We start from the raw sequence: 26,743 nt of genomic DNA, 5'->3' as shown, positions 1-26,743 counted from the left end.
ACGACCCGACGACCCGACCCGACCCGGACGACCGACGACCCGACGACCCGACGACCCGACGACCGCACGACCGCACGACCGGGTCGCCGGCCGCAGGGCCGCCGGTCGCGCGAGAGCCGGTCACGACGGAGAGAACCGCCGGGAGGCCGGTCGCGGGAGAGCACCCCCAAGTGCCGGGTAAGGCAACTCCCAAGAGCCGGGTAAGGAGGGCTCCGCACCTCTTGACCCGGACGCCGGGCTGCAGCATCCTCCCTTCTCGGCCACACCATTGAAATCAAGCCACACGACGACAGACCCGTCACAGGGAGTGCTCCGGCGCGTTCGGTCCGTGTTCGGTCGTTGCGAATGCGTCACCGGAAGGGGACTGGCCGGTTTCCGGTACAGGCCAATGGGGCATCCACACCGTGGCGTGGGGCAAAGGAGGTCTCGGGGGTGGCGTTGGTGGTGGCACAGGAGGTGCCCACGTCGTCGAGCATGGCCGTACCCCATGGCCCTGCGGGCGTGGGAACGGCTCGGCACAGGATGCGGTCGCAACTGCGCAGCGGGGGCGTATCGGAACCGGTCATCGACGATGCCGTACTGATCCTTTCCGAACTCTTGAGCAATGCCTGCAAACACGGGCGCCCTCTGGGCAACGCCATGGCCGGGGACGGCGACGTGCGTGCCGCCTGGCGGGTGGACACGCGCGGGCGGCTCATAGTCGAGGTGACGGACGGCGGCGGCCCGACCCGCCCGGCTCCGGCGACCCCGTCGGTCACCGCGCACGGCGGCCGCGGGCTGAACATCATCACGGCCCTCGCCGACGACTGGGGCGTCCGGGACGACACCCAGGGCGAGGTCACGGTCTGGGTCGTGGTCCACGAGGACGTGCACGATCCGGACGCCGGGTACCGTCGCGGCGATTTCGCTACGCGCGTCACCTCCTCCACGGTTCCGGCCATGGCGGAGCTGGACTTCGCGGACGCGTTCGACGACTTGGACTGAGCCCCGCGGGAAGCCGGCCCGGGCCGAGCCCCGACGGCAACCGGCCCGGGCGCGCCCTGCGGGAAGCCGAACTGCTCCGGGCCCGCCGGGACGAGGAAGGCCCGCGGCCCGTGCCGCCCCCACGAGGACGCGGAGGCCACGCGCAGGTTCACACCGTCGGCCTCGTCCACGTGTCCGTTGTCCACAGGTTCCCGTCGGTCGTGGCGGGAACGGCTAGGCTCCCGCCCGTACGAGACGAGCCGTAACCGGGAGACACCCACGATGGCCAAGAAGCGACCCCAGACGAAGGCCAAGCCGCAGATCACGGACGGAGAGATCCCGGTTGTCGGCGCCCGCGAGCCCTGCCCGTGCGGCAGCGGGCGGCGCTACAAGGCCTGCCACGGCCGGGCTGCCGCACACGCCGTGACCGAGCTGGTGCGCCGCCCGTTCGAAGGGCTGCCGGGCGAATGCGACTGGGTCGCGCTGCGCGAACTGGTGCCGGCCGCGACGGTCGAACTGCCCCTCAAGGACGGCCTGCCCGAGGGCGTCCCGTCGGTCGTGCTCGCCACGGTGCTGCCGATGGCCTGGCCCGCCCTGCGCCGCGACGACGGCTCGGTGCTGCTCGGCCTGCAGAACGACACGCCCTCCGGCGACATCAGCCGCGACCTCGCCGACACCCTCCAGCGCGCGCTCGCGGCCGAGCCCGGCACGCCGGTGGAGGGCCGCCGCGCCCCCGCCGACGGCCCGCGGCTGCAGGACCTGCTCGCCCCGGAAGGCACGTTCGAGCCAGTCGTGCACAGCGGCTTCGAGTTCTGGGTGCCGGACGCGGAGAACGCCACCCCGGAGGTGGCCGCGTCCCTGGAGCGGGCCAACGCCGCTGCCATCCCGACCGTGAAGCTGTCCGGCGTGGATGCCGCCTACTGGTGCGAGACCCCGGAGAAGAACCACCTGCGCTGGGTCATGCCGTATCCCGAGGAGCAGCTTCTGGACGCTCTCGCCCGGCTGCACGCGGCGGGCCGCTCCAGCCTCGGCGAGGGCACCCGGCTGGTGGGTTCCTTCCGTGCTCACGGCCTCACGGTGCCGGTCTGGGACCTGCCGAGCGGTGTCACGGCCGAGGACGTGGAGAAGCCGGCCGCCGAGTTCGCCGAGCGGCTCGCCACCGCTCTCGCCGCCGAGGAGCCGCTCACGGCCGACGAGCGCCGCGCGCGCGGCGGACTGACCAACCGGCAGGTCACGCTCAGCTGAGTCGCTCTCGCACACGCATCACGGCTGACCGACCGTTCAGCCGTGATGTCGGCACCGGACGGGGTGACTCCTGTCACAACTCCCCGTCTTCGCAGGGAAATCCGTGTCCGAATAGCCGAGATCGAATTTGCGAACCGCCGATCTCTTGTTACGGTTCGAGTAGCCCGGTTGCTGGTGCATCCCCCGTCGCCAGCAACCGGGTCTTTCCATGTCCGCCTGCGGTGTACACCAGCCCGCGGAGCGTCAACTCCCCTTCGGATCCTGGGAGTTGCTGGCCGAGCGCAGCAGCAGAGGCCCCTCGGCCCCGGGCGAGGCGAACTCACTGACGGCCGTATAGCCGTCCAGCGCACCCCGGGTGTGCTCGCGGGGCGTGTCACAGGTGGCGGGCTGGTCGTCGGCGCCCGCCGGGCAGCGCGCCTGCACGGTCCGGCCGCCCGGCTCCATCAGGCTCAGCACCGAATCCACGGCCCGGCCGGTGGTGTTGCGGTAGTAGGTGCGCGCCCAGGTGTCCTCGCCCTGGGTCAGCACACAGGTCTGCGCCTCGACCCCGTCCGGAGAGGTGAGTTCGGGCCCGCAGCGGGCGGCGGTGGCCAGACCCAGCCCGAGCAGGAGCGGGGAGCGGGAAGGGGCGGCGGAGGGCAGCTTCGCGTCGTCGGGGGAGGCGGTGACGGCGGTGCCGCCGCGCTGGCCTTCGGCCCCCTGCCCGTCGGACCCCTGCCCGTCGGGTCGCGATACGTCGCCCACCTGCCCCGCGGACGCCACGGCCAGCGGCAGCGCGACCGCGGCCGCCACGACGCCCACGAGGGCGAGCAGACGAAGTCTGCGGGGATCCGGCCCGCCGCGGTGCGACGAATGAGTGCCATGATCCCCAGAAAAACGCAGCATGTAACGGAAGATAACGACCGCGGGCGGGCAAACCGCCCGACCGCGCCCGACACCCCTACAACTCGGGCGCGCTCACACCCGTACGAGTGAGGGCGTCGACCACGGCGTCCACGACGGCCTCCACGTCCGGCACCCAGGGCGAGGCCGAGCCGGGCAGCGGCGCGCGCTCCCAGCGGACCGCGCCCTGGCCGGTCTCGGACGGCGGCAGGGCGAGGTAGCCGCCCTCGCCGTGGAAACGCAGCGAGCCGGGCACGAAATCCTTGGCGTAGAGCAGTTCGCCCAGTTGCTCCATGGAGTACGGCCTGACGAGCACCGCCCAGCGGGTGGGCGCGGCGATCACCGGGCCGAGGCGCATGCCCCGCCGGTCGAGCAGGTCGAGGGCGTGGGGCGCGGCGGGCGCCGGCAGGCTGATCGCGCAGGGCGCCCGGCCTCCCCCGCTCTCGGCTCCGCCCGGGCGGGCGGCGGCCCCGGTGGCGAGGACGATGGGCGCGTCCGGCCGGTTGGTCCACCACCAGCGCACCATGCGCGCGTCGGTGGTGGCGGCGAGCAGACCGGGGTCGAAGGGGTGTGCACCGGGCACCGTGCACTCCGGGTCGGGGCAGCCGCAGCGGGCCCGTCCCTGCGGGTCCGGGGCCACGCCCGGGAGTACGGGCCACTGCCATTCCGTCGCGAAGGTCAGGGCCGCGCTGATCAGCTCAGGCCTCCCGTCGTTCCGCCTGGACAGGAGCCTGCGTCGCCTTTTGAGGATCTCGCGCATCAGCGCTCGTCCTTTCCGTTGCACCGCTGGCAACACCGTGGACCACATCACACCATGTGTCGATCACTTCACTGTGCGTACCTGTTGGCGCATCACATCCCTGCGCATGACAGGGGGAACCCCAGGGGGTCGAGCGTTGGCCGCGTCCGCTTCCATGGCGCGTCTGTCAAAAGCACGGCTGCGGCGCGGGGGTGGCGAAGCATGGCGTTTTGCCGTCGCGCGTATTTCTCTCCGCCTCCGCCACGGGAGGATGGGGCTCGGTCGTCGGTGGCTATGACGCCCGGGTCCGTCGCCAGGTTCCGGGTGGCCCCCAACCACCCCTGGCCTTCTCCGAGTACGTACCCATCACGACCGCTGTGACGCTCTGTGGAGCAAGCCCAGTCGACCGCAATGAACCGATACCCGAGGCAGTTTTAAGCCAACTTGACAGTAAGGCAAGGGTTTCGGAAGAAACCCACATCGGACCCATGGACACCAGGAATCCCTGCAGGACAATGCTGGACATCCCCTTACGAGTGCGTGTACATGTGGAGACACCGCCGGCGGCGCAGAATGACATGGGGGTTTGCGATGCTTCTGAGCAATACGCACCGGTCTGAAGGCCGGACGCCATGAGCGCCCCGCACCCTCCGAAAGTGGCCGGAATCGATCCAGCGGTTCCCACGCCTGCACACACTGTCGCGCCCGCACCCCCGTCCCCCGGCGCCGACCCCTCCCCGGACGCCACTCCCGCCCTGCCCGTCCCCACCGGCCCCGCCCCCGGGACCGTCCTCCAGGACCGGCTGGCCGGCTGGGTCTCGGACCTCACGACCCTCCACGAACTCACCGAACGCCTGTCCCGCACGGACGCCCTCGAACCCGCCCTGCAGGAACTGCTGCGTGCCGGATCCGCCCTCGTCGGCGCCCGTCGCGGCCTGGTCGTCCTGGAACCGGGCGACGGACTCGGCCCCTGCACCACCATCGGCCTCGGCCTCGGCCGCGCCGATCTCGGCCACATCGAGACCGTGCCGCGCGGCTCGCTCCACGGCGCCCTCCTCGACACCGGCGCGGGCACCGAGACCGTGCACGCCGACCTGTTCGCCGAGGACGGCCTCGACCCCCGCCATCGCGAGGTGGCCGCCCGCCTCGGCTACGCCGCCAGCTACGCCCTCCCCCTGGTCACCGAGTCCGCCGCCCGCCTGGGCGCCGTCGTCTGGCTGTACGACGAGCCCGCCGAACCGGACGAGCGCCGCCGCCACCTCGTCGGCCTGTACGTCCGCCATGCCGCCGAGCACCTCGCACGGCTGCTGGAGGTCAAGCGCACACGCGCGCGCCTGGCGACGATCGCCGAGGAACTGCTCCCCTCCCGGCTGCCCCGCGTGGCCGGCGTCCAGCTCGCCGCCCGGCACCGCACCGGCCCGCGCGGCGGCGGCGACTGGTACGACGCGCTGCCGCTGCCCGACGCCGCCCTCGGGCTCTCGGTCGGCTCGGTCACCGGCTCCGGCCCCAGCGCGGTCGCCGCCATGGGCCGGCTGCGCGCCTCCCTGCGGGCCTACGCCGTGATGGAGGGCGAGGACCCGGTCGCCGTCCTGTCCGACCTGGAGCTGCTGCTGCGGCTGACCGAGCCCGCCCGCTCGGCCACCGCCCTGTTCGCCTACTGCGAGCCCGCCCTGCGCAAGATCACCCTGGCCGGCGCCGGGCACAGCCCGCCGCTGCTGATCGGCGAGCGGCGCACCGAGTTCGCCGAGACCTCCGTCTCCGCGCCACTCGGCATGCTCGCCTGCTGGGAGGCGCCCAGCGTGGAGATCCAGGCGGAGGCGGGAGAGACCGTCCTGCTCTACACCGACGGGCTGCTGCACCGTACCGGCGACCCGATGGACCGCGCCTTCGCCCGCCTGCACGCGGCCGCCGCGAGCATCCCGCGCACGCTGCGCCGCGATCCCGGAGCGGTCGCCGACCACGTGCTGCACACCGTGCTGCCGGACGGCCTGGACACGGCCGACAGCGAGGAGGACGTGGTCCTGCTGGCGGCCCGCTTCGACTGAGAGCGGACGAGAGCGCATGAGAGCGCTCTCACACTGCCTGACATGGGCGGCCATAACAGGTCTTCCGGTCCCGGGCCGCTCCCGGTGCGACCGTACGATGATGGAGGTCCCCCCGCTCGGCCACAAGCGTGAGCGTCGCGGGCCCGGGGGAGATCACCTGCCGTACCGAGGAGGATCACGTGTCCGACGAGCTCAACCCGGCTCTTTCCGATGCCGCCGCCACCGCGGCCGACCCGGAGACCGAGTCCGAGGAGCCCATCAAGCAGCGGAAGAACGGCCTGTACCCGGGCGTCTCCGACGAGCTGGCCGAGAACATGCAGTCCGGCTGGGCCGACACGGAACTGCGTGACCTGGAACCCATCGCGCAGGCCACCGAGACCGCCCGCCGCCGCGCCGCGCTCTCCGCGCGCTTCCCCGGCGAGCGCCTGGTCGTCCCCGCAGGCAACCTGAAGACCCGCTCGAACGACACCGAGTACGCCTTCCGCGCCTCGGTCGAGTACGCCTACCTCACCGGCAACCAGACCGAGGACGGCGTCCTCGTCCTGGAGCCGCACGCCGAGGGCCACCGGGAGACGATCTACCTCCTGCCCCGCTCGGACCGCGAGAACGGCGAGTTCTGGCTCTCCGGCCAGGGCGAGCTGTGGGTGGGCCGCCGCCACTCCCTCACCGAGTCCGAGGCGCTCTACGGCATCCCGGCCGCGGACGTGCGCGAGCTGGCCGACAAGCTGCGCGAGGCCACCGGCCCGGTCCGCGTGGTGCGCGGCCACGACGCCGGCATCGAGGCGGCCCTGACCGACAAGGTCACCGCCGAGCGCGACGAGCAGCTGCGCGTCTTCCTCTCCGAGATGCGCCTGGTCAAGGACGAGTTCGAGATCGGCGAGCTGCAGAAGGCCGTCGACTCCACCGTGCGCGGCTTCGAGGACGTCGTGAAGGTCCTCGACAGGGCCGAGGCCACCAGCGAGCGCTACATCGAGGGCACGTTCTTCCTCCGCGCGCGCGTGGAGGGCAACGACATCGGTTACGGCTCGATCTGCGCGTCCGGCCCGCACGCCTGCACGCTGCACTGGGTGCGCAACGACGGCCCGGTCCGCTCCGGCGACCTGCTCCTGCTGGACGCGGGCGTGGAGACGCACACGCTGTACACCGCCGACGTCACGCGCACGCTGCCGGTCAACGGCACGTACAGCGAGATCCAGAAGAAGATCTACGACGCCGTGTACGAGGCCCAGGAGGCCGGTATCGCGGCCGTGAAGCCCGGCGCCAAGTACCGCGACTTCCACGACGCCGCCCAGCGTGTGCTCGCCGAGAGGCTCGTCGAGTGGGGCCTGGTCGAGGGCCCGGTCGAGCGGGTCCTGGAGCTCGGCCTGCAGCGCCGCTGGACCCTGCACGGCACCGGCCACATGCTCGGCATGGACGTCCACGACTGCGCGGCCGCGCGCACCGAGACGTACGTGGACGGCACGCTGGAGCCCGGCATGGTGCTCACCGTCGAGCCCGGCCTGTACTTCCAGGCCGACGACCTGACGGTGCCCGAGGAGTACCGGGGCATCGGCGTCCGCATCGAGGACGACATCCTCGTCACCGAGGACGGCAATCGGAACCTGAGCGCAGGGCTGCCCCGGAGGTCGGACGCGGTCGAGGAATGGATGGCATCTTTGCAGGGCTGACGTCACACTGAATGGCCGGGTACCGGTGGGTACCCGGCCATTTCGTGTGTACGTACGTCGTGCCCGGCCGCGCCCCGCGCGGCCGGGCCGCCTGTCGAACGCTGCCCCGTGAGGGGCGCGGGTCTCACGTGGGGGGAACGTGAACGACTTCTGGACCGGAATCGGTGTCGACCTGCATCTCGAACCCGACGCGGCGGACGGCCGCCGGGTCGGTCTGGAGCGCGCGCTGCGGGACGCCGTACGCGACGGGCGGCTCGCGCCCGGCACCCGGCTGCCGGCCACCCGGCGGCTCGCCACCGAACTCGGCATCTCGCGGGGAACGGCCAAGGCCGCCTACGACCAGCTGGTCGCCGAGGGGTACCTGATGGCACGGCAGGGCTCGGGCACCCGGGTCGCCCCGCTGCCCTCCCTGGGCTCCGAGACACCACAGGCGCACGCACGCACGCGTGCACCGCGTTTCGACCTGCGGCCCGGCAGCCCCGACGTGGGCGCGTTCCCCGCGGCGGCCTGGCTGCGCGCCCTGCGCCGCGCCATAGCCACGGCGCCCTCACTGGCGTACGACTACGGCGACCCGCGCGGGCGCATCGAACTGCGCACCGCGCTCTCGGGCTACCTGGGGCGGGCGCGCGGGGTGCTCGCGCCACCGGAGCGGATCGTGATCACCTCGGGCTACGTCCAGGGGCTCGCACTCCTCACACGCGTGCTGGAGGGCGCCTCGCTCGCCATGGAGGACCCCGGTCTGCCCTTCCACCGGGAGGTGGTGCGGCGCAACGGCGGGACCGTGCTGCCGGTGCGGGTGGACGAACGCGGGGTCCGCGCCGGGGAGCTGGGCGAGGCGGCCGCCGTGGTGGTCACCCCGGCCCACCAGTACCCGACGGGTGTCACCCTGCACCCGGAGCGGCGGCGCGCGCTCACCGACTGGGCACGCGCGCGTGGCGGGCTCATCATCGAGGACGACTACGACGGCGAGTTCCGTTACGACCGCCAGCCCGTCGGCGCGCTGCAGGGCATGGCCCCGGGTCAGGTGGTGTACCTGGGCACCGCCTCCAAGACCCTCGGCCCCGCGCTGCGGCTCGGCTGGATGGTGCTGCCGCCGCACCTGGTCGACGCGGTCGCCGACGCCAAGCTGCACAGCGACCACCACACCGAGACCATCGGCCAGCTGGCGCTCGCCGAGCTGATCGACAGTCACGCCTACGACCGGCACGTACGCGCGTGCCGGCTGCGGTACCGGCGCCGCCGGGACCAGCTGCTGGACCGGCTCGGGGCGCGGCAGCGCGTACGCGGCATCGCCGCCGGGCTGCACGCGCTGGTCGACGTGCCCGACGAGGCCGGGGTGCTGGCCCGTGCCGAGGCACAGGGGCTGGCGCTCGGCGCGCTCGGCGACCACTGGGACGCGCCCGGCGAGGGCCGGCCGCAGGGCCTGGTCGTCGGCTACGGCACCCCGCGCGAGCGCGCGTATCCGCAGGCGCTGGAGGTGCTGGCGAAGGTGCTGGACGCCTGAAAGTGGGCCACTGAAGCAGTGGCTGATTGGGTCTGCTCCGGGGTCCACCGGGCCCCTACCGTCAACGGTATGAAGACTCGTCCGCAGCGCTTCCTGGCCCTCGCCCAGCTCGCCAACTCCGTTGGTGACGGCGCCTTCTACGTCACCTCGGCGCTGTACTTCACGCGCGTCGCCGGTCTCGGCCCGGAGCGCGTGGGCCTCGGGCTGACCCTCGCCTGGGCGGTGGGCTCGCTGGTCGGGGTGGTGCTCGGGAGACTCGCGGACCGGCGCGGAGCACGCGGGACGTCCGTGCTGCTGGCACTGGGAACGGGGGCGGCGGTCGGCTCGTTCCTCCTGGTGCGGGGGTTCGTGCCGTTCGTCCTCGCCGCCTGTGCCTATGCCTGCGCGCAGTCGGGCCTGGCGGCGGCCCGGCAGGCCCTGCTGGCGGGGCTGGTGACGCCCGGTGAGCGGACCGGCATGCTGGCGCGCCTGCAGTCCACGCTGAACGGCGGACTCGCGATCGGCGCGGCGGCGGGCGGGCTCGCGCTGAACGCCGGCACGGCGACGGCATACCGGGCGGTGTTCGCTCTGGACGTGGTGTGCTTCCTGGTGTGCGCACTGATCCTGCTGCGGCTGCCGGCGATGACGCCGGCGGCGGCCACCGACGAGCGGCGCATGCATCCGGCCCCCGGTGAGCGGCGCACGCGTCCCGTCGGCGGCGAGCGGCGCGAGCAGCGGTTCGCCGTGCTGCGCGACCGGCCGTATGCGCTCGTCGCGCTGCTCAACGCGGTGCTGCTGCTGCGGATGCCCCTGCTCAGCCTCGCCCTGCCGTTGTGGATCACCGAGCGGACGGCGGCGCCGGCCTGGCTGGCCTCCGCGCTGTTCGTCCTCAACACCGGCATCGTCATGCTGTTCCAGGTGCGGGCGGCCCGGGCCGTCACCGGAATCCCGACGGCCGTACGGGCGCTGCGCCGGTCCGGGGTCGTGATGCTCGCGTCCTGCGCGGTGTTCGCGCTGTCGGCGGGCCGGTCCGCGTGGCCCGCGGCCCTGCTCCTGGTGGCCGGCGCGGTGTTGCAGGTGATCGCGGAGATGCAGCAGTCGGCGGGCTCCTGGCAGCTGTCCTTCGACCTGGCCCCCGCCGACCGGATGGGCGAGTACCAGGGCTTCTTCGGCACGGGTGTGACGGTGGCCCGCACGCTCGGGCCGCTGGTGGTGACCTCGCTGCTGCTCGGCTGGGGCACGCCGGGCTGGCTCCTGCTGGGCGCGCTGATGCCGGTGGCGGCCTGCGCGATGGGTCCGGCGGCACGCCGGGCCGCCGGGCGCGCCCGGAAGACGGCCACCGAGCCGGAGCCGGAGTCGAACTTGGGGTTGACGTCGGAGTCGAAGTCGAAGCTGGAGCCGAAGCCGCTGCCGGTGGCGGTGAGCTGAGCGGTGAGGCGTCCGGGAACGGCGCCCCGTGAGTGGTTCCGCGGGGGCGCCGTCCCGGACGGCCGGGTGACCGAGGTGTTTTCTGCGTTTCCGTCACGGCCCGCAAAGCCGGGAACGCAGCTCGCCGGTCCGAGGGGCGTGCCCCGGCAAAGCGCGGTGCGGCCGGCACTACCGAGCAAAAGGCCCAAAAGGCGCTCTCACATCACCGGGGCGTGGTCGTGCAGTACCCGCTGGAAGAGTCGGCAGTCCCGCCATTTCCCGTTGATGTGCAGATAATTCTGGGCCAGCCCGATCGGTTCGAAACCTGATTTCTGAAGAACCCGCTGTGAACCGGTGTTCTCGGTCAGCGTGGACGCCTCGATCCGGTGCAGTCCCAGCCGGTCCCGGGCGATACGGCAGACCTGCCGCACCGCCGCGCTGGCCAGCCCCCTGTTCTGGTGGTCGGCGGCGACCCAGTACCCGAGGTAGGAGCTGCAGAAAGGGCCGCGGGAAATCCCGGACAGGGTGATCGCCCCCACGATCCGCCCGTCCGGAGCCTCGAACACCCACGGCACCACGGCACCCTCGGCGGACTGCCGCAACAGCCCGTCGATGCGCTCGGCCTGTCCCTCGGCGGTGAAGAAGGAATCCGGCCTGACCGGCTCCCACGGTTCAAGGTGTTTTCGGTTCTCTGTATAGGCGGAGGCGAGCGTGAAAGCGTCGCCCGATGCGAGCGGGCGCAGGATCACGCCGCCCGCTATTTCCTCGTCTCCGATTGTTCTGCGGTCGGTGAGCATGGGCGCACTTTAACCGCGCGCGCTCTGCAGGGGGACCGTCATGCCGTAAGCAGGGAAGGATCTTTCTTCCACTTGAGAATCTTGTCGAAGCTCACCACCGTTCCGCCCCGGCCCGGTTTGGCCCCGATGTGGACATGGTCGGCGAGTTCTCTGATCAGACACAGCCCGCGGCCGTGCTCGGCGTCCGTTCGGGCGGGCCGGACGTCCTGCATGCGGATGAATCCGGGCCCGGCGTCGGCCACCTCGATCCGGCACTTCTCGCCGTCGAGATACGCGGTCACCCGATAGGCCTCCGAGCAGCCTCCGCGCGTGGTGCCCCCGCCGTGCTCGACGGCGTTCGCGCAGGCCTCGCTGAGCGCGACGGACAGGTCGAAGGAGACGTCCGGGTCGACGCCCGCCGTCTCCATCGTGCCGATCAGCAGCCGCCGGGCGAGCGGGACGCTCGCAGCCTCGCGGCGTAGATGGAGTGACCACCAGATGCTCATGCTCCAGCCTCCTGGCCGCGGCTCGACATACCGATACGTATTGCCGCCCGCGCGCGGCCGTAAGCACACCCTTGACGTGCCGCCGCCCATTCAGGCGATGCGCCCCGGAAGGAATCGGTGTATGAGGGCATGAATGTGGGGCGGAGGACGATCTTCCAGCCGTTTCGGCGATCTTTCGGCGGCGCCGGCGATCCACCGTGCGGTGGCGGAATCCCGCGACCTGCCGTAGGGCGCGGGTAAGGCCAGTGCGATGATGAGCCCGCCATGACTGCCCCCCACCCGCGCACGGCGCGCCCCGGAGCCGGACTCCGGATGCTGCGGGCCGCGGTGTTCGCCGCGGCCTGTGTCGCGCTGGCCGCGGCCGGGCACACACTGGCTTCCTGCGCGCGCGTGCCCCTGTGGACGCTCGGCGCGGGGTTCCTGGGCTCCCTGCTGCTCGTGGCACCGCTCACCGGCCGGCAGCGCTCGCTGCCGGGCATCGCCGCGCTCCTCGCGCTCGGCCAGAGCGTGCTGCACACGCTGTTCGGACTCGGCGCGCACGGGGCCGCCGCCACGATGCCGATGGGCCCGGCGGACGGGTCCCAGAACAGCGGCGCGCTCGTGGAACGGGCCGCGCGGCTTCTGTGCGGGTCCAGTCCGTCGGCGCTCACCCCCGGGCACGCCTACCGGCTCCTTCTCGACGCGCACCTCGTCGACGCCTCGGGCCGGGCCGCGGGCACCACGCCCGCCATGCGGCACATGGCCGACGCCACCGGCTCCTCGGCGTCGCTGCTGCCCACCCTGCCGATGCTGCTCGGGCACGTCCTCGCGGCCGTCGCCGCCGGATGGCTGCTGCGCCGCGGCGACGTGGCCGTGCTGCGGCTGATCGAGCTATCGGTGCATGGGGTCACAGAGGGGGCGCTCGTGCGATCCCTGCGCGCCGCGCTCGCGCTGGCGCGCGCCCTGTGCGCGGGGCTGCTCCCCGCGGCCGAGTCCGGCCCGTGCTGCCGTCGTACCGCCCGGGACGAGGCGCCCGCCCCGCACACCACCGCACTCCAGCACACGGTGATCCGGCGCGGGCCGCCCGCCGCCGCGTTCCTTCTCGCCGCCTGACGCGAGGCGAGCGCACTCCACCGGAGCCGGAAACGGAGAACCGGACGGGAGGGGCCGCCGTCGCGCGGCACGCGCGCGTGCGCATCCCTGCATCCCTGTCGGCGACACCACGACGGGCACCGCGGCAAGCGGCCCCACGAGTGGTCCCGCCACGCGCACGCGTACTCCTGATCACCACCGGAACTCACTCGGAGTGGAGTGCTCCCTGCCATGAAGGCTTCTCGTATCGCCGCCGCCACCGCCGTCGCGGGCTCGGCCGTCCTCGCCCTGTCCGCCCCCGCCTTCGCGCACGTCACCGTGCAGCCCGAGGGCCCCGCGGCCAAGGGCGGCTACGCGGTGGTCGACTTCAAGGTCCCCAACGAGCGCGACGACGCCTCGACCACCAAGATCGAGGTGAACCTCCCGGCCGACCACCCGCTGGCCTCGGTCATGCCGCAGCCGCTCCCCGGCTGGAGCGTGAAGGTCACCAAGTCCAAGCTGGACAAGCCGCTCACGATGCACGGCGAGAAGATCGACGAGGCCGTCACCAAGGTCACCTGGACCGCCGACGGCAAGGGCATCGAGCCCGGCTACTTCCAGAAGTTCCCGCTCTCCGTCGGCGCCCTGCCCGAGGACGCCGACCAGCTCGTCTTCAAGGCGATCCAGACGTACTCCAACAAGGAGGTCGTGCGCTGGATCGAGGTGCCGCAGGACGGCGGGGCCGAGCCGGAGAACCCGGCTCCGGTGCTGGAGCTGTCCGCCGCCACCGGCGACCACCACGGTGGCTCCGCGGCCGAGGACGCCTCCGACAAGGCCGACGGCAAGACCGGGAAGACGGCCGCCGCCGAGGACTCGAAGGGCGGCAGCGACACCACCGCGCGCGTGCTCGGTGTGGTCGGCATCGTCGTCGGCGCCGCGGGTGTGGCCTACGGCGTCCTCGCCGGCCGCCGCCGGACCGCCTGACCCCACCGTTCCGCACGCGCACCCGGGGTCGTGCGACCCTGTCGTACGACCCCGGTGCGCGCCGGAGTTCTCACATCTGGGACATTTCTCTATGCGCAAGAAGACGTTCGCCGCGGCCGCGCTGCTCGCCGCCGCCACCCTGACCCTCTCCGCCTGTGGCAGCGGCAACGACGGCAAGTCTCCCGTCGCCGTGGTCTCCGAGGAGACCGACTCGGGCAAGGCTGCGACCATCCTCGACCAGCCGTTCGCCAAGCCGGACCTGGTCCTCACCGACACACACGGCAAGAAGTACGACCTGCGCGCCCAGACCAAGGGCCACCCGACCCTGGTCTACTTCGGCTACACGCACTGCCCCGACATCTGCCCCACGACGATGAGCAACATCGCCGTCGCCAAGAAGGCGCTGCCCAAGACCGAGCAGGACAACCTCAGGGTCGTGTTCGTCACCACCGACCCCGCCCGCGACACCCCCGCCGAACTGGGCAAGTGGCTCAAGGGCATCGACCCGCAGTTCATCGGTCTGACCGGCGACTTCGCCACCGTCCAGGCCGGCGCCCGCTCCCTGGGCATCTCCATCGAGCCGACGACGAAGGACAAGAACGGCAAGCTCGTCTCGGTGCACGGCACCCAGGTCATCGCCTTCTCGCCGAAGACCGACGGGGGGTACGTCCTCTACGGCGAGGACGCCACGGTCGACGACTACACGAAGGACCTGCCGAAACTCGTGAAGGGGGCCAGGCCGTGAGGCGGGCGAACCGTGCCATGAGGCGGGCCGCCCTGCCGGTGGCCGCGCTCGCCGCTGCAACAGCCCTCGCGGGCTGCGGCTCCTCCGGCTCACCGGGCTCCACCGACTCCGCGGACGCCTCGAAGGCCGAACTGTCCGTGAGCGCGTCCTACATGCCCCAGCCGGTCTCCGCCGACATGGCCGCCGGATTCCTGACCATCGCCAACAAGAGCGGCGCGAAGGACGAGCTGACCTCGGTCACCAGCGACATAGCCGGCCAGGTCACCATGCACAGCACCGTCGGCGGGGCCATGGAGGAGAAGACCTCCTTCGCCATCCCGGCCCATGGTCGACTCGTGTTCAAGAGCGGTGGCAACCATCTGATGTTCGAAAAGCTGAGGCGCAAGCCCGAACAGGGCCAGAAGGTCACCCTGAAGCTCACCTTTGCCAAGTCCGGGCCCCTCACCGTCGAGATGCCGGTGAGGTCCGCCACGTACAACCCGTCGACCGGCCACTGAGGGAGGGACCACCTTGACGCGGACCATCACCCCCCGCCTGCGGACCCTGGTGCTGCTGCTCCTCGCCGTCACCGGCGCGCTGCTCGCGGCCGCCGGACCGGCCTCCGCGCATGCCGCGCTCACCGGCAGCGACCCCGCACAGGGGGTGGTGGTCGACAAGGCGCCCACCCAGGTGTCGCTCACCTTCTCCGAGAAGGTGGCGATGAACGACGACTCGCTGCAGGTCCTCGACCCCAAGGGCAAGAAGGTCGAGGTCGGCTCGCCCGCCAACGTGAGCGGGACGACGTACGCCGTGCGGCTCAGGAGCGGCCTGGCCAAGGGCACCTACACGGTCGCCTACCAGGTCGTCTCGGCGGACAGCCACCCCGTCTCCGGCGCCTACACCTTCTCCATCGGGGCGCCCTCGCAGACCGTCGTCTCCGGCGTAGGGACCGCGGCGGGCGGCGGAGTCGTCGGCTGGCTCTACTCGATCGGACGGTACGTCTCCTACGCCGGGTTCATCGTGCTGGCGGGCGGCGCCGCCTTCGTGCTGGCCTGCTGGCGGCGCGGCTCCGGCGTGCGGGCCATGCAGCGGCTCGTGGTGGGCGGCTGGCTCACGCTCACCGCCGCCACCCTGTGGCTGCTGCTCCTGCGCGGCTCCTACACGAGCTCGGGCAAGGCCGGCGACATCTTCGACCTGAACCTGCTCGGGCAGGTGCTGCAGACCAAGACCGGCGCCGCGCTGGTCTCCCGGCTGCTGCTGCTCGCCGCCGCCGCGCTGTTCATCGCCGTTCTCTTCGGCGCCTACAACCGGCGCGAGGAGGCCGACGAGAAGAGCGACCTGACCTTCGGGCTCTCGATCGGCGGTGTGGTCGTGGCCGCCGGGCTCGCGGCGAGCTGGGCCATGGCCGAGCACGCCTCCACCGGGCTCCAGCCGGCCATCGCCATGCCCGTCGACGTGATCCATCTGCTGGCCGTGGCCACCTGGCTGGGCGGCCTCACCGCCCTGCTCGTCGCTCTGTACCGGGCACCCGTGGACACGCCGGTCGAGGCCGCCGCCGTCCAGCGGTTCTCCCGCCTCGCGTTCGGCTCCGTCCTCGCCCTGGTCGCCACCGGCACCTACCAGTCCTGGCGCCAGCTCGGCTCCTGGTCGGCGTTCACCGATACCGAGTACGGCCGACTGCTGCTGGTCAAGATCGGACTGGTGGCGCTGCTGGTGGGCATCGCGTGGATCTCGCGGCGCTGGACCGGACGGCTCACGGACACGGTCGTCACCGCCAAGAAGGCGAAGCAGCGAGAGAAGGAGCACGTCTCCGCGGCGAAGAGCGGCAAGAATTCCGGCACCGCCAAGGGGATCACCTCCGGCGAGGGCAGGGAAAGCACCTCCGGTGACGCCGAGAGGAGCGCCTCCGGTGGCGGCAGGGGGAGCGCCTCGGGTGACGGCAAGCGGGCCGCCCAGCTCGCCCGGCAGCGGGCCGCGGTGGACGCCGCCCGGAACAAGCAGCTGCGGGACGCCGACCCGAACCGCTTCGGCCTGCGCCGCTCGGTGCTCGCCGAGGCGGGCGTCGCGGTCGTGCTGCTCGCCGTGACCACCTGGCTGACCCAGACCGAGCCGGGCCGCACCGAGCAGGAGGCCAGGGCCGCGACCTCGTCGTCCGCCAGCTCCTCCTCGGCCTCGTCGTCCTCGTCCGGTGCTCTGACGCTGGACATGCCCTTCGACACCGGCGGCACCGACGGCAAGGGCCTCGTCCGGATCGACCTCGACCCCGCGCGCGTGGGCGGCAACGAGATGCACGTCTACGTACAACGGCCCAACGGCCGCGCCTTCGACGTCCCCGAGGTGAAGGTCGCCTTCACCCTCACGGAGAAGAAGATCGGTCCGCTTCCCGTGACACCCGACCACATCACCACCGGCCACTGGTCGGCGAGCAGCGTGCAGATCCCCATGGCCGGCGACTGGAAGATCGCCGTGACCGTGCGGACCTCCGACATCGACCAGGCGACCGTCTCCAAGAACGCGCAGATCGGCTGAACCCCACCATGCCCGACCAGTCCATCCCCCAGGCCCGTACGTCCGACTCGCCGGTGCGGGAGCCCGCTTCCTCCGGCAGCGTCCAGGGCGTCTCCCGGCGTGCGCTGCTCGGTACCGCCGGCGCCACCGGGCTCGTGCTCGGCGCGGCCGGCGGGGCCGTGGGCTACGCGTCGGCGCCCGCCCGGGCCACCCCGCTGACCGCGGTGGGCAACGGCCGGGCGATGTTTCACGGGAAACATCAGCCCGGCATCACCGAGGGTCTGCAGGCCCGCGGCCATCTGGTCGCCTTCGACCTGGCGGCGGGAGCGGGCCGCAAAGAGGCGGCGGCCCTGCTGCGCCGCTGGTCGGCGACGGCCGAACGGCTGATGGCGGGCGAGGCCGCCCCGCACGACGACACCGACGTGGCCCGGGACGCGGGCCCGTCCTCGCTGACGGTCACCTTCGGGTTCGGCCACAGCTTCTTCGCGAGGACCGGCCTGGAGAAGCAGCGGCCGGGCGCCCTCGATCCCCTGCCCGACTTCTCCTCCGACCACCTCGACAGGACGCGCAGCGACGGCGACCTGTGGGTGCAGATCGGCGCCGACGACGCCCTGGTCGCCTTCCACGCCCTGCGTGCGGTCCAGAAGGACGCCGGCGGCGCGGCTCGGGTCCGCTGGCAGATGAACGGCTTCAACCGCACGCCGGGCGCCACCGCCCACCCGATGACCGCCCGCAATCTCATGGGCCAGCTGGACGGCACCCGCAATCCGAAACCAGCCGAGCCCGACTTCGACGAGCGGATCTTCGTGCCCTCCTCGGGACGGCCCGCGTGGATGGCGAACGGCTCCTACGCCGTCGTACGCCGTATCCGCATGCTGCTGGACGACTGGGAGAAGCTGTCGCTCCCGGCCCAGGAGGCGGTCATAGGGCGCCGCAAGGCCGACGGGGCGCCGCTGTCCGGAGGCACCGAGACGACCCCGATGGACCTGGAGAAGGCCGACGCCAAGGGCGCCTACGTCGTACCGGTCAATGCGCACGCCCGGATCACCCGGCCCGACCGCAACGGCGGCGCGGCCATGCTGCGGCGCCCGTTCTCCTACCACGACGGCATCGACGCGGACGGGACGCCGGACGCCGGTCTGCTGTTCGTCTGCTGGCAGGCGGACCCGCTGCGCGGCTTCGTCCCCGTGCAGCGCAAGCTCGACCGCGGGGACGCGCTGTCGCAGTTCATCCGGCACGAGTCGAGCGGTCTGTTCGCGGTGCCCGGGGGTGCGGCCGAGGGAGAGTACGTGGGCCAGCGGCTGCTGGAAGGGTGATTCAGCGCTTGAAACCACCCGGTCGGGTGGCGTCCGTGAGACGCGGGCGACGCGCGTCATCGCGGCCATTAGGGTGAGGGACATGCCAGCGAGCTATGCGTATCTCGGTCCCGAAGGCACCTTCACCGAAGTCGCCCTGCGCACGCTTCCCGAGGCGGCCACCCGTGAGCTGATCCCGTACGTGTCGGTGCAGTCCGCACTGGACGCGGTACGCAGCGGCGAGGCCGAGGCAGCGTTCGTCCCGATCGAGAACTCCGTCGAGGGCGGCATCACCACCACCCTGGACGAGCTGGTCGCGGGCGCGCCGCTGATGATCTACCGCGAGGTGCTGCTGTCGATCACCTTCGCGCTGCTGGTCCGGCCGGGCACCGACCTGTCGGACATCAAGACGGTCTCCGCGCATCCGGCCGCCCAGCCGCAGGTCCGCAACTGGCTCAAGAAGAACCTCCCGGACGCCCACTGGGAGTCGGCCGCCTCCAACGCCGACGCCGCGCGGCTGGTCCAGGAGGGCCAGTACGACGCCGCCTTCGCGGGCGAGTTCGCCGCCGCCCGGTACGGCCTCAGGGCCCTGGAGACCGGGATCCACGACGCGGAGAACGCACAGACCCGGTTCGTGCTGGTCGGGCGTCCGGCCCGGCCCGCCGCCCCGACCGGCGCCGACAAGACCTCGGTGGTGCTGTGGCAGCGGGACGACCATCCCGGTGCCCTGCGCGATCTGCTCGGCGAGTTCGCCACCCGGGGCATCAACCTCATGCTGCTGCAGTCCCGGCCGACCGGCGCGGGCATCGGCAACTACTGCTTCTGCATCGACGCCGAGGGCCATATCTCCGACCGGCGAGTGGCCGAGACGCTGATGGGGCTGAAGCGGATCTGTCTCCAGGTGCGCTTTCTCGGGTCCTATCCACGCGCCGACATCCAGCCGGGCGAGGCCCGGCCCACCCTGCCGGGGACCTCGGACGAGGAGTTCGTCGGGGCGGCCGACTGGGTGGCGCGCTGCCAGGACGGCCGGTTCTAGCCAGGTCGTAGACTGCTCCGAGCCAGTCCTACCTGCATATCTTCGTTATCCACAGAAGTTATCCACAGGTCCGCTTCTCGACCTGGGGACAAGTCGACAGAGGTAGGCGACCCAGTCGACAAATCGCCCTGGAAGTCCTTGTTGGGGTCGCCGCCCCGCAAGTCACCCTTCGTCCACTCGTTTCCTTTGATTCATCTTTTGGAGCGACCCCATTCCACCCGAAAGTGGGTGTCGCCCCTGTTTGGACGGGGAATTCTTCGGTCCGGTCGACAGTTCCGGAGTGATCAATTCCGAAGTCCACAGACTTTCCGCACAGCCTGTGGATAACTCTCTCCGGGGTGTGGACCCCTGTGGACAACGGCACCCCCAAGTGCCGTTCTCCACAAGGGAATCCAGTCAACCTGCCGTTCACCTACTGCTACGTTCCAGGGAATGAGACGGGTCTATTGACCGACTCCGGCACTCTGCGCAATTACCCCATAACGGCATGTATGCCGTGAGTCGCAATAGTGAGTCGTGGCCCGCGAGCTCGCACCGGTAGCCTTGGCCACGTGATTGACCTTCGCCTGCTCCGTGAGGACCCCGACCGTGTGCGCGCGTCCCAGCGCGCCCGTGGAGAGGACGTCGCGCTCGTCGACTCCCTCCTGTCTGCCGACGAGCGGCGCAGGTCCTCCGGCGTCCGCTTCGACGAACTGCGCGCCGAACAGAAGCAGCTCGGCAAGCTGATCCCCAAGGCCGGCGGTGACGAGAAGGCCGAGCTGCTCAAGCGCGCCGAGCAGCTGAAGGCGGACGTCAAGGCCGCCGACGCCGAGCGCGACGCGGCCGACGCCGAGACCCAGCAGCTGCTGCTCCGGCTCGGCAACCTCGTCCACCCCGACGTGCCCGTCGGCGGCGAGGAGGACTTCGTCACGCTGGAGACGCACGGCACCATCCGGGACTTCGGTGCCGAGGGCTTCGAGCCCAAGGACCACCTGGAGCTGGGCCAGATCCTCGGCGCCATCGACGTCGAGCGCGGCGCCAAGGTCTCCGGCTCCCGCTTCTACTTCCTCACCGGTGTCGGCGCCCTGCTGGAGCTGGCCCTGGTGAACGCGGCGATCGCGCAGGCCACCGCGGCCGGCTTCACGCCGATGCTGACCCCGGCGCTGGTGCGCCCACAGTCCATGGCCGGCACCGGCTTCCTCGGCCAGGCGGCCCAGGACGTCTACCACCTCGACAAGGACGACCTGTACCTGGTCGGCACGTCCGAGGTCCCGCTGGCGGCCTACCACATGGACGAGATCATCGACGCGGACAAGCTGCCGCTGCGCTACGCCGGCTTCTCCCCGTGCTTCCGCCGCGAGGCCGGCTCGCACGGCAAGGACACACGTGGCATCTTCCGCGTGCACCAGTTCGACAAGGTCGAGATGTTCACCTATGTCACTCCCGAGGACTCGCAGGAGGAGCACAAGCGCCTTCTGGAGTGGGAGAAGCAGTGGCTGACCTCGCTGGAGCTGCCGTTCCGCGTCATCGACGTCGCCTCCGCCGACCTCGGCTCCTCGGCCTCGCGCAAGTACGACTGCGAGGCGTGGATCCCGACCCAGGGCAAGTACCGCGAGCTGACCTCGACCTCGGACTGCACCGAGTTCCAGTCCCGCCGTCTGTCGATCCGCGTCCGTGAGGGCAAGCAGGTCCGCCCGCTGGCCACGCTCAACGGCACGCTGTGCGCCGTACCGCGCACGATCGTGGCGATCCTGGAGAACCACCAGCAGGCCGACGGCTCCGTCTACGTACCCGAGGTGCTGCGCCCGTTCCTCGGCGGCCGGGAGGTCCTGGAGCCGGTCGCCAAGTGAGCGCCGGATTCCCCTTCCGCCTCATCGCCACCGACCTCGACGGAACGCTTCTGCGTTCCGACGAGTCGGTCTCGCAGCGCACCCGTGAAGCGCTCGCCGCGGCCACCGCGGCGGGCGCGGCACACATCGTCGTCACCGGCCGCGCGGTCCCCTGGACCCGGCACATCCTCGACGACCTCGGCTACGAGGGTCTCGCCGTCTGCGGCCAGGGGGCGCAGGTGTACGACGCCGGGCAGCACCGCCTGCTGACGTCCGTGACGCTGGACCGGCAACTGGCGGGCGTCGCCCTGGCCAAGATCGAGGCCGAGGTGGGGCCGCTGTACCTGGCGGCGAGCCGGGACGGCCTGGACGGCGAGGTGCTGGTCGGGCCGGGGTACGCAGTCACCGGGACGCTCCCCGCGATCCCCTTGCAGGACGCGTCCGACCTCTGGACCGCCCCGCTGAACAAGATCTACATCCAGCATCCGACGCTGAGCGACGACGAGCTGGCGCAGGCGGCCCGCCGGGCGGCCGGGGGCTTCGTCACCGTCGCCATGGCGGGCGAGGGCATAGTGGAGCTGCTGCCGCTCGGCCTGTCCAAGGCCACGGGCCTGTCCCTCGCGGCCCGCCGCCTGGGTCTGAAGGCGGCCGACACGATCGCCTTCGGCGACATGCCGAACGACATCCCGATGTTCGCCTGGGCCGCCCGCGGGGTGGCCATGGCCAACGCCCATGAGGAGTTGAGGGCGGTGGCCGACGAGGTGACGGCCTCCAACGAGGAGGACGGCATCGCGGTGGTGCTGGAGCGGATGCTGGGCTAGCCACGGGCCACACCGCAAGGACCTGCGGTCGGTCGCCGGATGCGAAGGTCCGTCGTGGACGGTCGCGCCATGGGGTCCGGCGTTCGTCGCCGAGTGCGGGTCCGCCGTAGTTGCTCGCGCAGTTCCCCGCGCCCCTTCGGCATGCTGCGGCCGGAGTGGGCAGCCATCTTCCGCCGCGCCGCGAAACTTGAGGATCGTCCCCGAGTGCGGGTCCGCCGTGGTCGCTCGCGCAGTTCCCCGCGCCCCTTCAGGGCGCTGCGACCGGCGTGCGCAGCCATCCACTGCCAACGCCGCGCAAAGCCAAGAACCACTACCGGCTACTGCTGCCGGCCGAACCCCAGTGACAACATCTTGCGGAGGATGCACGGATCGAACGTGCGCGGGGTTGCCCCCGACCACGGCTTAGCAAGCCGGTGCCTTACCACTCGGCCAATCCTCCGGGTGGGCGGCCCACGCGAGAGCGACATCGCGTGCTCGAAGCGGCCGCCCCGGGCAGCTCCCGTGGCTTCACGGAGAGGTAATGGCTACTCCGGAGCCGGCCTCGGGCTGCCCTGGCGGGAGCTGGGCGTACTGCCGTGCATGGACATCGCCCACCTCCACTCCCAGTTCGTGACGCCGGGACACTCCCGGCGGAAGGGGCACAACCACTGTGCCCCGCCGCCGAGTTGGACGCCACCGAATTAACCGCAAACCGGCCTGCCGGGGACCGTCCTACCGGCGCCGCCACCTGCGCCGACGCGCCTTGCTGAAGAACCAGCCCGCCGGCGGCTCGTCGGACCGCCAGGGCTGCGGCTCCGGCTCCTCGGCGCGCCAGCGGGCGCCGAGCATCCGGGCCCGGGCGGACGGCTCGGACGTCCCGGCGGCCCGTATGAAGCTCTCGTCCAGGACCAGCTCGTCCCAGACGTCGTCGGCGGCCCGCCCCAGGGCGTCGTGCTGCGGTGTCTCCTCTGCCATCTCGGCCTCCTAGCCGTACATCCGCTGGGCCCAGTGTGCCCGGACCGGCGTGAAGCCCCCGTCAGGACCAGGAACCCGTCACTCCTCGCCGGCGAGCGTCAGCGACCGCAGCTTCTGGCCGGCGTACCAGGTGGCGAGCACGGTGACCACGACCAGCAGGACCGTCGCCGTCGGCAGTCCTACGTCCGACGTCACCATGTCCCCGCCGGCCACCTTGTGAGCCACGGCGAGCGCCCACTGCTGGACGCTCAGGGTGCGTGCGCCCGACACCAGGGAGCCGAACAGGGCCTCCCAGACGAGCGCGTAGACGAGGCCGAAGACCACCGCGTGCCGGGACACCGTGCCGAGCAGCAGGAACATCGCCGCGTAGGCGATCGAGGCGACCAGCGCGGCCACCGTGTAGGCGACGGCGATCTGCTGGCCGTTGCCGTTGAGGATGAAGCCCGCGATGAGCGTCGGCAGGGCCGAGAACACCATCGTCACGGCGATCGCCACGATCAGCTTGGTGAAGATGATCGTCGGACGCTTCACCGGCTTGGACAGCAGATAGACGACGGAGCCGTCGTCGATCTCCGGGCCGATCGCGCCCGTGCCCGCGATGACGCCGATGATCGGCACCATCGTGGCGAGCCCGAGCCCGCCCAGCAGGTCGGCGGCCGTCTGGTCGTCGGCGCCCGCGAGGCCGCGGACGACGACGGAGATCGCGATGAGCAGCAGGGGCAGGGCGCCCAGGATGAGGGCCCGGCGGCGGCCGAGCAGGGCCCGGTAGGTGAGCCGGGCGACTGTGGGGTCGTACATCTTGGCCTCCTACGCCGCGACCAGATACGAGAAGACGGACTCGAGGGACTCGTCGGACGGCGAGACCGTGAGCAGCCGGATGCCGTGGTCACGGGCGACCCGGGGCAGCAGGGCCGTGAAGCGGCCGAAGTCGACGGCCTGGATGCGCAGCGCGCCTTCGGCGAGGTCGACCTCGATGCCGGCCGTCGACGGGTCCGCGATCAGCGCGGCCGCGAGCGCGCGGTCGTCGCTGGAGCGCACCAGGTAGCGGTGCGGCCGGTCGGTCATCAGACGGCGGATCTTGCGGAAGTCGCCACTGGCCGCGTGCCGCCCGGCGACGACGACCTCGATGTGCCAGGCGAGTTGCTCGACCTCTTCGAGGATGTGCGACGAGAACAGCACCGTGCGGCCCTCGTCCCCCATGCGCCGCAGCAGGTCCATGAGCTGCATGCGCTGGCGCGGGTCCATGCCGTTGAAGGGCTCGTCGAGCAGGAGCAGGGACGGGTTGTGGACCAGCGCGGACGCCATCTTCACGCGCTGGCGCATGCCCTTGGAGTACGTCGCGATCTTGCGGTCCTGCGCGTACTCCATCTCGACCGTCGCGAGGGCCTTCTGGGCCGCCTTCGCGCCCAGGCCGTGCAACTCGGCGTTGGCGACGACGAATTCGCGGCCGGTGAGGAAGTCGTACATCGCCTCGCGCTCGGGGACGATGCCGATGTGCTGGTAGATCGACTCGTTGCGCCACACCGGCTGCCCGTCCAGGGTCACCGTGCCGGTGGAGGGGGCCAGGAAGCCGCCCATCATGTTGATGAGGGTGGACTTGCCGGCGCCGTTGGGGCCGAGCAGGCCCGTGACGCCGGGGCCGATGGTCATCGTGATGTCGTTGACGGCGACCACGTTGCCGAACCAGCGGGAGACGTGGTCGATGGTGAGAGTGCTCATGGGCGCAGCCCATTCCTTGAAGGGGTGATGGCGGGCGACGGGCTGGGCGTGATCACAGTCCCACCTTCTTGTACCGGCGCACGAGGAGGCCGTAGCTCGCGGCGATGAGACCGAGGACGACGAGCACGTAGACCACGCCCTCCCCCTTCGTGGGGCCGATCCCGCCGGGGAACGCCGAGGTCGCACCGAGGAACGCGGACTGGAGTCCGTCGATCAGCGTGACGGGCGAGAAGAGGCCGATCCACGGGATGGCGGTGCTGCTGCCCTGCGTCTGCGCGATGGCCTGGAGCGTGGAGACCGCGCCGTAGGAAATGGTCATGACGGCGATGACGGCCGCGATGCCGAAGCCGCGCCGCGGGGTGACCGAGGCGATGACCAGGCCGATCCCGGCGAAGAGCAGCGAGAGCAGTGTCACGGAGACGAGTCCCTGGGCGAACCCCTCGGTCTGGTGGGCGAAGTCGAGCTTCGCCAGCAGCGCGCCGACGTAGAGCACGATCAGCGGGGCACCGGTGAGGACGAACAGCGCGGAGGCCAGCGCCGCGAACTTCGCGCGCACGTAGTCGGCGGTCTCGATCGGCCGCGAGAAGTACAGCGGCACGGTCTTGAAGCGCAGGTCGCGCGAGACGGACTGGGGAGCCTGCGAGGCGACGTACAGGCTGATGACGGCTTGCATGATGATCGCGTAGCGCGTGTAGTCGACGGGCAGGTCCTTCGCCTTCGTGGCGACCGCGACGGCGACCATGATGGCCGCCGGCACGCACATCACCACGAACAGCAGCATCGGCAGCACCTTGGACTTGATCGAGCGACCGAGGCCGTAGGCGCCGCGCAGCGACTGCGAGTAGAGCGAGCGGGTGGCGTAGGAACGGCCGAGGCGGGGGCCGTCGTAGTTGCGGTAGCCGATGTTGTGGATGCGGGTCTGGTCGCCCTGCGGTGCGACCGGTGTCCGCATGGGCTGCTCAACCGCCATGGCCGACCGCCTCCTTCTGCTGCTCGTCCTCGCTCGTGAAGACCTCCGAGATGTGGTGCCGTCGCTGCTCCATCCGCACCAGGCCGAGCCCCAGGTCGGCGACGACGTCGCGCACCAGGTCGTACGTCTGCTCGCCCTGCGCGGTCAGCAGCAGGATGTGGCCGGCGCCCGGCAGACCGCTGCCGGCCTCGACGCTCACCCCGCGCGCGTGCAGCGCCTCGCGCACCGCGCGGGTGCCGTCCGGGTGCTCGTCGGTGTCGGTGACCTCGATCGCGAGGGTGGTCGTGGTCTGCGTGAAGTCCGTGGTGGAGCTGGAGCGCAGCAGCTTGCCGCCGTCCACGACGACGACGTGGTCGCAGGTGCGCTCCAGTTCGCCCAGCAGGTGGGAGGTGACCAGGACCGAGATGCCGAAGTCGGTGTGGATGCGGCGGATCAGGCCGAGCATCTCGTCGCGGCCGACCGGGTCGAGGCCGTTGGTCGGCTCGTCCAGGAAGACCAGCTGCGGGTCGTGCACCAGGGCCTGGGCGAGCTTGACCCGCTGCTTCATGCCGGTCGAGTAGCCGCCGATGGGGCGGTAGCGCTCCTCGTACAGGCCGACATGGCGCAGGGTGTCCGCGGTGCGCTCGCGCGCGGCGGTGGGCGGCAGGCCGGACATGCGCGCCATGTGCACGACGAACTCGGTCGCCGAGACGTCGGGCGGCAGGCAGTCGTGCTCCGGCATGTAGCCCACGCGCTCACGGATGGCGGCGCCCTCGGTGGCGACGTCGAGGCCGAGCACCTTGGCGCGGCCCTCCGTGGCGGGGGACAGACCCAGCAGGATCTTGATGAGCGTGGACTTGCCGGCGCCGTTGGCTCCGACGAGTCCGGTCACACCGGGTCCGATGTCCACGGACAGCCGGTCGAGCGCGGTCACCCGTGGGTACCGCTTGCTCAGGCTTTCGGTCGCGATCACAGTCACGTCGTCGACAGTAGTGACGCAGACCACGCGGGGCGTCAGACCTCAGAGCCGTCTTGGCGTCAGCCTCCAGTATTACGGGGCCTTAAGGGATCCCCTGCCTGAGAGTTATCCACAGACGCTCACGGAGCGTCGTCCACAGGCCTTGATCCCGCCTATTGACGCCGCCTCTAACAACTGTCACATTCACCAGTGTCAAGTTACGG

Annotated in this window: 24 protein-coding genes and 1 tRNA gene; 15 read left to right on the top strand and 10 right to left on the bottom strand. The window is 71.5% G+C overall.

The features are described from left to right. The first annotated feature begins 345 nt into the window (after positions 1–345). Both ACFZCP_RS24040 and ACFZCP_RS24035 read left to right on the top strand, forming a co-directional pair. Complete coding sequence (locus ACFZCP_RS24040; RefSeq protein WP_362694373.1) at positions 346–984, top strand: ATP-binding protein; 639 nt, start codon at positions 346–348, stop codon at positions 982–984. A 261-nt stretch (positions 985–1,245) separates the two neighbouring features. Then, positions 1,246–2,208: a DUF5926 family protein gene (locus ACFZCP_RS24035; protein WP_362694370.1), complete on the top strand. Its 963-nt coding sequence runs from the start codon at positions 1,246–1,248 to the stop codon at positions 2,206–2,208. A gap of 243 nt (positions 2,209–2,451) precedes the next feature. Here the strand turns inward: ACFZCP_RS24035 and ACFZCP_RS24030 are convergent, their stop codons facing one another. Next, positions 2,452–3,093 carry a hypothetical protein gene (locus ACFZCP_RS24030; RefSeq protein ID WP_391429800.1) on the bottom strand — a complete coding sequence of 214 codons (642 nt, stop codon included), beginning with the start codon at positions 3,091–3,093 and terminating at the stop codon, positions 2,452–2,454. A 55-nt stretch (positions 3,094–3,148) separates the two neighbouring features. Then, positions 3,149–3,850, bottom strand: coding sequence for a bifunctional DNA primase/polymerase (locus ACFZCP_RS24025; protein WP_391429798.1), 702 nt, complete (start codon positions 3,848–3,850; stop codon positions 3,149–3,151). A 611-nt stretch (positions 3,851–4,461) separates the two neighbouring features. Here ACFZCP_RS24025 and ACFZCP_RS24020 point away from each other — a divergent pair. The 4 genes from ACFZCP_RS24020 to ACFZCP_RS24005 all read left to right on the top strand — a co-directional run bounded on the left by ACFZCP_RS24020 (position 4,462) and on the right by ACFZCP_RS24005 (position 10,452). Then, positions 4,462–5,874: a SpoIIE family protein phosphatase gene (locus ACFZCP_RS24020; RefSeq protein ID WP_391429795.1), complete on the top strand. Its 1,413-nt coding sequence runs from the start codon at positions 4,462–4,464 to the stop codon at positions 5,872–5,874. A gap of 179 nt (positions 5,875–6,053) precedes the next feature. Next, positions 6,054–7,541, top strand: a complete 1,488-nt coding sequence (locus ACFZCP_RS24015) for an aminopeptidase P family protein (protein ID WP_362694358.1) — start codon at positions 6,054–6,056, stop codon at positions 7,539–7,541. 139 nt (positions 7,542–7,680) lie between these two features. Continuing rightward, complete coding sequence (locus ACFZCP_RS24010; RefSeq protein WP_391429793.1) at positions 7,681–9,045, top strand: aminotransferase class I/II-fold pyridoxal phosphate-dependent enzyme; 1,365 nt, start codon at positions 7,681–7,683, stop codon at positions 9,043–9,045. A 69-nt stretch (positions 9,046–9,114) separates the two neighbouring features. Beyond that, complete coding sequence (locus ACFZCP_RS24005; RefSeq protein ID WP_391429790.1) at positions 9,115–10,452, top strand: MFS transporter; 1,338 nt, start codon at positions 9,115–9,117, stop codon at positions 10,450–10,452. Positions 10,453–10,649: 197 nt separating this feature from the next. On the opposite strand, the gene ACFZCP_RS24000 is transcribed toward ACFZCP_RS24005, so the two are convergent. Both ACFZCP_RS24000 and ACFZCP_RS23995 read right to left on the bottom strand, forming a co-directional pair. After that, a complete protein-coding gene (locus tag ACFZCP_RS24000; protein WP_391429788.1) occupies positions 10,650–11,228 on the bottom strand; it encodes a GNAT family N-acetyltransferase in 579 nt (192 codons plus the stop codon). Positions 11,229–11,266: 38 nt separating this feature from the next. After that, entirely contained in the window at positions 11,267–11,713 is a 447-nt protein-coding gene (locus tag ACFZCP_RS23995; protein ID WP_391429786.1) for an ATP-binding protein, read from the bottom strand. Between the two features lie 264 nt (positions 11,714–11,977). Here ACFZCP_RS23995 and ACFZCP_RS23990 point away from each other — a divergent pair, with 264 nt between their 5' ends. The 9 genes from ACFZCP_RS23990 (at position 11,978) to ACFZCP_RS23950 (ending at position 21,939) form a co-directional block, all read left to right on the top strand. After that, positions 11,978–12,805 (top strand): hypothetical protein, encoded by an 828-nt coding sequence (locus tag ACFZCP_RS23990; protein WP_391429784.1) that lies wholly within the window; start codon positions 11,978–11,980, stop codon positions 12,803–12,805. Positions 12,806–13,015: 210 nt separating this feature from the next. Next, positions 13,016–13,747, top strand: a complete 732-nt coding sequence (locus ACFZCP_RS23985) for a DUF1775 domain-containing protein (RefSeq protein WP_391429782.1) — start codon at positions 13,016–13,018, stop codon at positions 13,745–13,747. 91 nt (positions 13,748–13,838) lie between these two features. Continuing rightward, the gene (locus tag ACFZCP_RS23980; RefSeq protein ID WP_391429780.1) at positions 13,839–14,492 is read left to right on the top strand and encodes an SCO family protein; all 654 of its coding nucleotides are present in this window, start codon (positions 13,839–13,841) and stop codon (positions 14,490–14,492) included. Positions 14,493–14,509: 17 nt separating this feature from the next. Further along, the gene (locus ACFZCP_RS23975) at positions 14,510–14,989 is read left to right on the top strand and encodes a copper chaperone PCu(A)C (protein WP_391430073.1); all 480 of its coding nucleotides are present in this window, start codon (positions 14,510–14,512) and stop codon (positions 14,987–14,989) included. 13 nt (positions 14,990–15,002) lie between these two features. Further along, positions 15,003–17,000: a copper resistance protein CopC gene (locus ACFZCP_RS23970; protein WP_391429779.1), complete on the top strand. Its 1,998-nt coding sequence runs from the start codon at positions 15,003–15,005 to the stop codon at positions 16,998–17,000. An 8-nt stretch (positions 17,001–17,008) separates the two neighbouring features. Then, positions 17,009–18,295 (top strand): iron uptake transporter deferrochelatase/peroxidase subunit, encoded by a 1,287-nt coding sequence (efeB, locus tag ACFZCP_RS23965; RefSeq protein ID WP_391429777.1) that lies wholly within the window; start codon positions 17,009–17,011, stop codon positions 18,293–18,295. A gap of 82 nt (positions 18,296–18,377) precedes the next feature. Then, on the top strand, positions 18,378–19,310 hold the full coding sequence (gene pheA, locus ACFZCP_RS23960) for a prephenate dehydratase (RefSeq protein WP_362694328.1): 933 nt from the start codon (positions 18,378–18,380) through the stop codon (positions 19,308–19,310). 551 nt (positions 19,311–19,861) lie between these two features. Next, positions 19,862–21,139 (top strand): serine--tRNA ligase, encoded by a 1,278-nt coding sequence (gene serS, locus ACFZCP_RS23955; RefSeq protein ID WP_362694325.1) that lies wholly within the window; start codon positions 19,862–19,864, stop codon positions 21,137–21,139. Then, a complete protein-coding gene (locus tag ACFZCP_RS23950; RefSeq protein WP_391429774.1) occupies positions 21,136–21,939 on the top strand; it encodes an HAD-IIB family hydrolase in 804 nt (267 codons plus the stop codon). The genes serS and ACFZCP_RS23950 overlap by 4 nt, the downstream gene beginning before the upstream one ends. Before the next feature lie 354 nt (positions 21,940–22,293). Here the strand turns inward: ACFZCP_RS23950 and ACFZCP_RS23945 are convergent. From ACFZCP_RS23945 to ACFZCP_RS23920, 6 genes are all read right to left on the bottom strand, one after another. Beyond that, a tRNA-Ser gene (locus ACFZCP_RS23945) sits at positions 22,294–22,378 on the bottom strand. A gap of 272 nt (positions 22,379–22,650) precedes the next feature. Beyond that, entirely contained in the window at positions 22,651–22,893 is a 243-nt protein-coding gene (locus tag ACFZCP_RS23940; protein WP_391429772.1) for a hypothetical protein, read from the bottom strand. 78 nt (positions 22,894–22,971) lie between these two features. Beyond that, a complete protein-coding gene (locus tag ACFZCP_RS23935; protein ID WP_362694315.1) occupies positions 22,972–23,691 on the bottom strand; it encodes an ABC transporter permease in 720 nt (239 codons plus the stop codon). A 9-nt stretch (positions 23,692–23,700) separates the two neighbouring features. Then, positions 23,701–24,612, bottom strand: coding sequence for an ABC transporter ATP-binding protein (locus ACFZCP_RS23930; protein ID WP_362694312.1), 912 nt, complete (start codon positions 24,610–24,612; stop codon positions 23,701–23,703). Between the two features lie 52 nt (positions 24,613–24,664). Next, positions 24,665–25,582, bottom strand: a complete 918-nt coding sequence (locus tag ACFZCP_RS23925) for an ABC transporter permease (RefSeq protein ID WP_391429769.1) — start codon at positions 25,580–25,582, stop codon at positions 24,665–24,667. Continuing rightward, a complete protein-coding gene (locus tag ACFZCP_RS23920; protein ID WP_391430070.1) occupies positions 25,572–26,534 on the bottom strand; it encodes an ATP-binding cassette domain-containing protein in 963 nt (320 codons plus the stop codon). The genes ACFZCP_RS23925 and ACFZCP_RS23920 overlap by 11 nt, the downstream gene beginning before the upstream one ends. Between the last annotated feature and the right edge of the window lie 209 nt (positions 26,535–26,743).

This window comes from Streptomyces sp. NPDC007971 (assembly GCF_042958635.1).
GTDB lineage: Bacteria > Actinomycetota > Actinomycetes > Streptomycetales > Streptomycetaceae > Streptomyces.
The sequence above is the reverse complement of the archived record's forward strand: the minus strand, read 5'-3'. Positions and strand labels throughout refer to the sequence as shown.

Excerpts from the sequence above, each read along its gene's own strand:
- ACFZCP_RS24040 (WP_362694373.1), top strand. The coding sequence starts at position 346 with ATGCGTCACCGGAAGGGGACTGGCCGGTTTCCGGTACAGGCCAATGGG.
- ACFZCP_RS24035 (WP_362694370.1), top strand. The coding sequence starts at position 1,246 with ATGGCCAAGAAGCGACCCCAGACGAAGGCCAAGCCGCAGATCACGGAC.
- ACFZCP_RS24030 (WP_391429800.1), bottom strand. The coding sequence starts at position 3,093 with ATGCTGCGTTTTTCTGGGGATCATGGCACTCATTCGTCGCACCGCGGC.
- ACFZCP_RS24025 (WP_391429798.1), bottom strand. The coding sequence starts at position 3,850 with ATGCGCGAGATCCTCAAAAGGCGACGCAGGCTCCTGTCCAGGCGGAAC.
- ACFZCP_RS24020 (WP_391429795.1), top strand. The coding sequence starts at position 4,462 with ATGAGCGCCCCGCACCCTCCGAAAGTGGCCGGAATCGATCCAGCGGTT.
- ACFZCP_RS24005 (WP_391429790.1), top strand. The coding sequence starts at position 9,115 with ATGAAGACTCGTCCGCAGCGCTTCCTGGCCCTCGCCCAGCTCGCCAAC.
- ACFZCP_RS24000 (WP_391429788.1), bottom strand. The coding sequence starts at position 11,228 with ATGCTCACCGACCGCAGAACAATCGGAGACGAGGAAATAGCGGGCGGC.
- ACFZCP_RS23995 (WP_391429786.1), bottom strand. The coding sequence starts at position 11,713 with ATGAGCATCTGGTGGTCACTCCATCTACGCCGCGAGGCTGCGAGCGTC.
- ACFZCP_RS23990 (WP_391429784.1), top strand. The coding sequence starts at position 11,978 with ATGACTGCCCCCCACCCGCGCACGGCGCGCCCCGGAGCCGGACTCCGG.
- ACFZCP_RS23985 (WP_391429782.1), top strand. The coding sequence starts at position 13,016 with ATGAAGGCTTCTCGTATCGCCGCCGCCACCGCCGTCGCGGGCTCGGCC.
- ACFZCP_RS23980 (WP_391429780.1), top strand. The coding sequence starts at position 13,839 with ATGCGCAAGAAGACGTTCGCCGCGGCCGCGCTGCTCGCCGCCGCCACC.
- ACFZCP_RS23975 (WP_391430073.1), top strand. The coding sequence starts at position 14,510 with ATGAGGCGGGCCGCCCTGCCGGTGGCCGCGCTCGCCGCTGCAACAGCC.
- efeB (WP_391429777.1), top strand. The coding sequence starts at position 17,009 with ATGCCCGACCAGTCCATCCCCCAGGCCCGTACGTCCGACTCGCCGGTG.
- pheA (WP_362694328.1), top strand. The coding sequence starts at position 18,378 with ATGCCAGCGAGCTATGCGTATCTCGGTCCCGAAGGCACCTTCACCGAA.
- ACFZCP_RS23940 (WP_391429772.1), bottom strand. The coding sequence starts at position 22,893 with ATGGCAGAGGAGACACCGCAGCACGACGCCCTGGGGCGGGCCGCCGAC.
- ACFZCP_RS23935 (WP_362694315.1), bottom strand. The coding sequence starts at position 23,691 with ATGTACGACCCCACAGTCGCCCGGCTCACCTACCGGGCCCTGCTCGGC.
- ACFZCP_RS23930 (WP_362694312.1), bottom strand. The coding sequence starts at position 24,612 with ATGAGCACTCTCACCATCGACCACGTCTCCCGCTGGTTCGGCAACGTG.
- ACFZCP_RS23925 (WP_391429769.1), bottom strand. The coding sequence starts at position 25,582 with ATGGCGGTTGAGCAGCCCATGCGGACACCGGTCGCACCGCAGGGCGAC.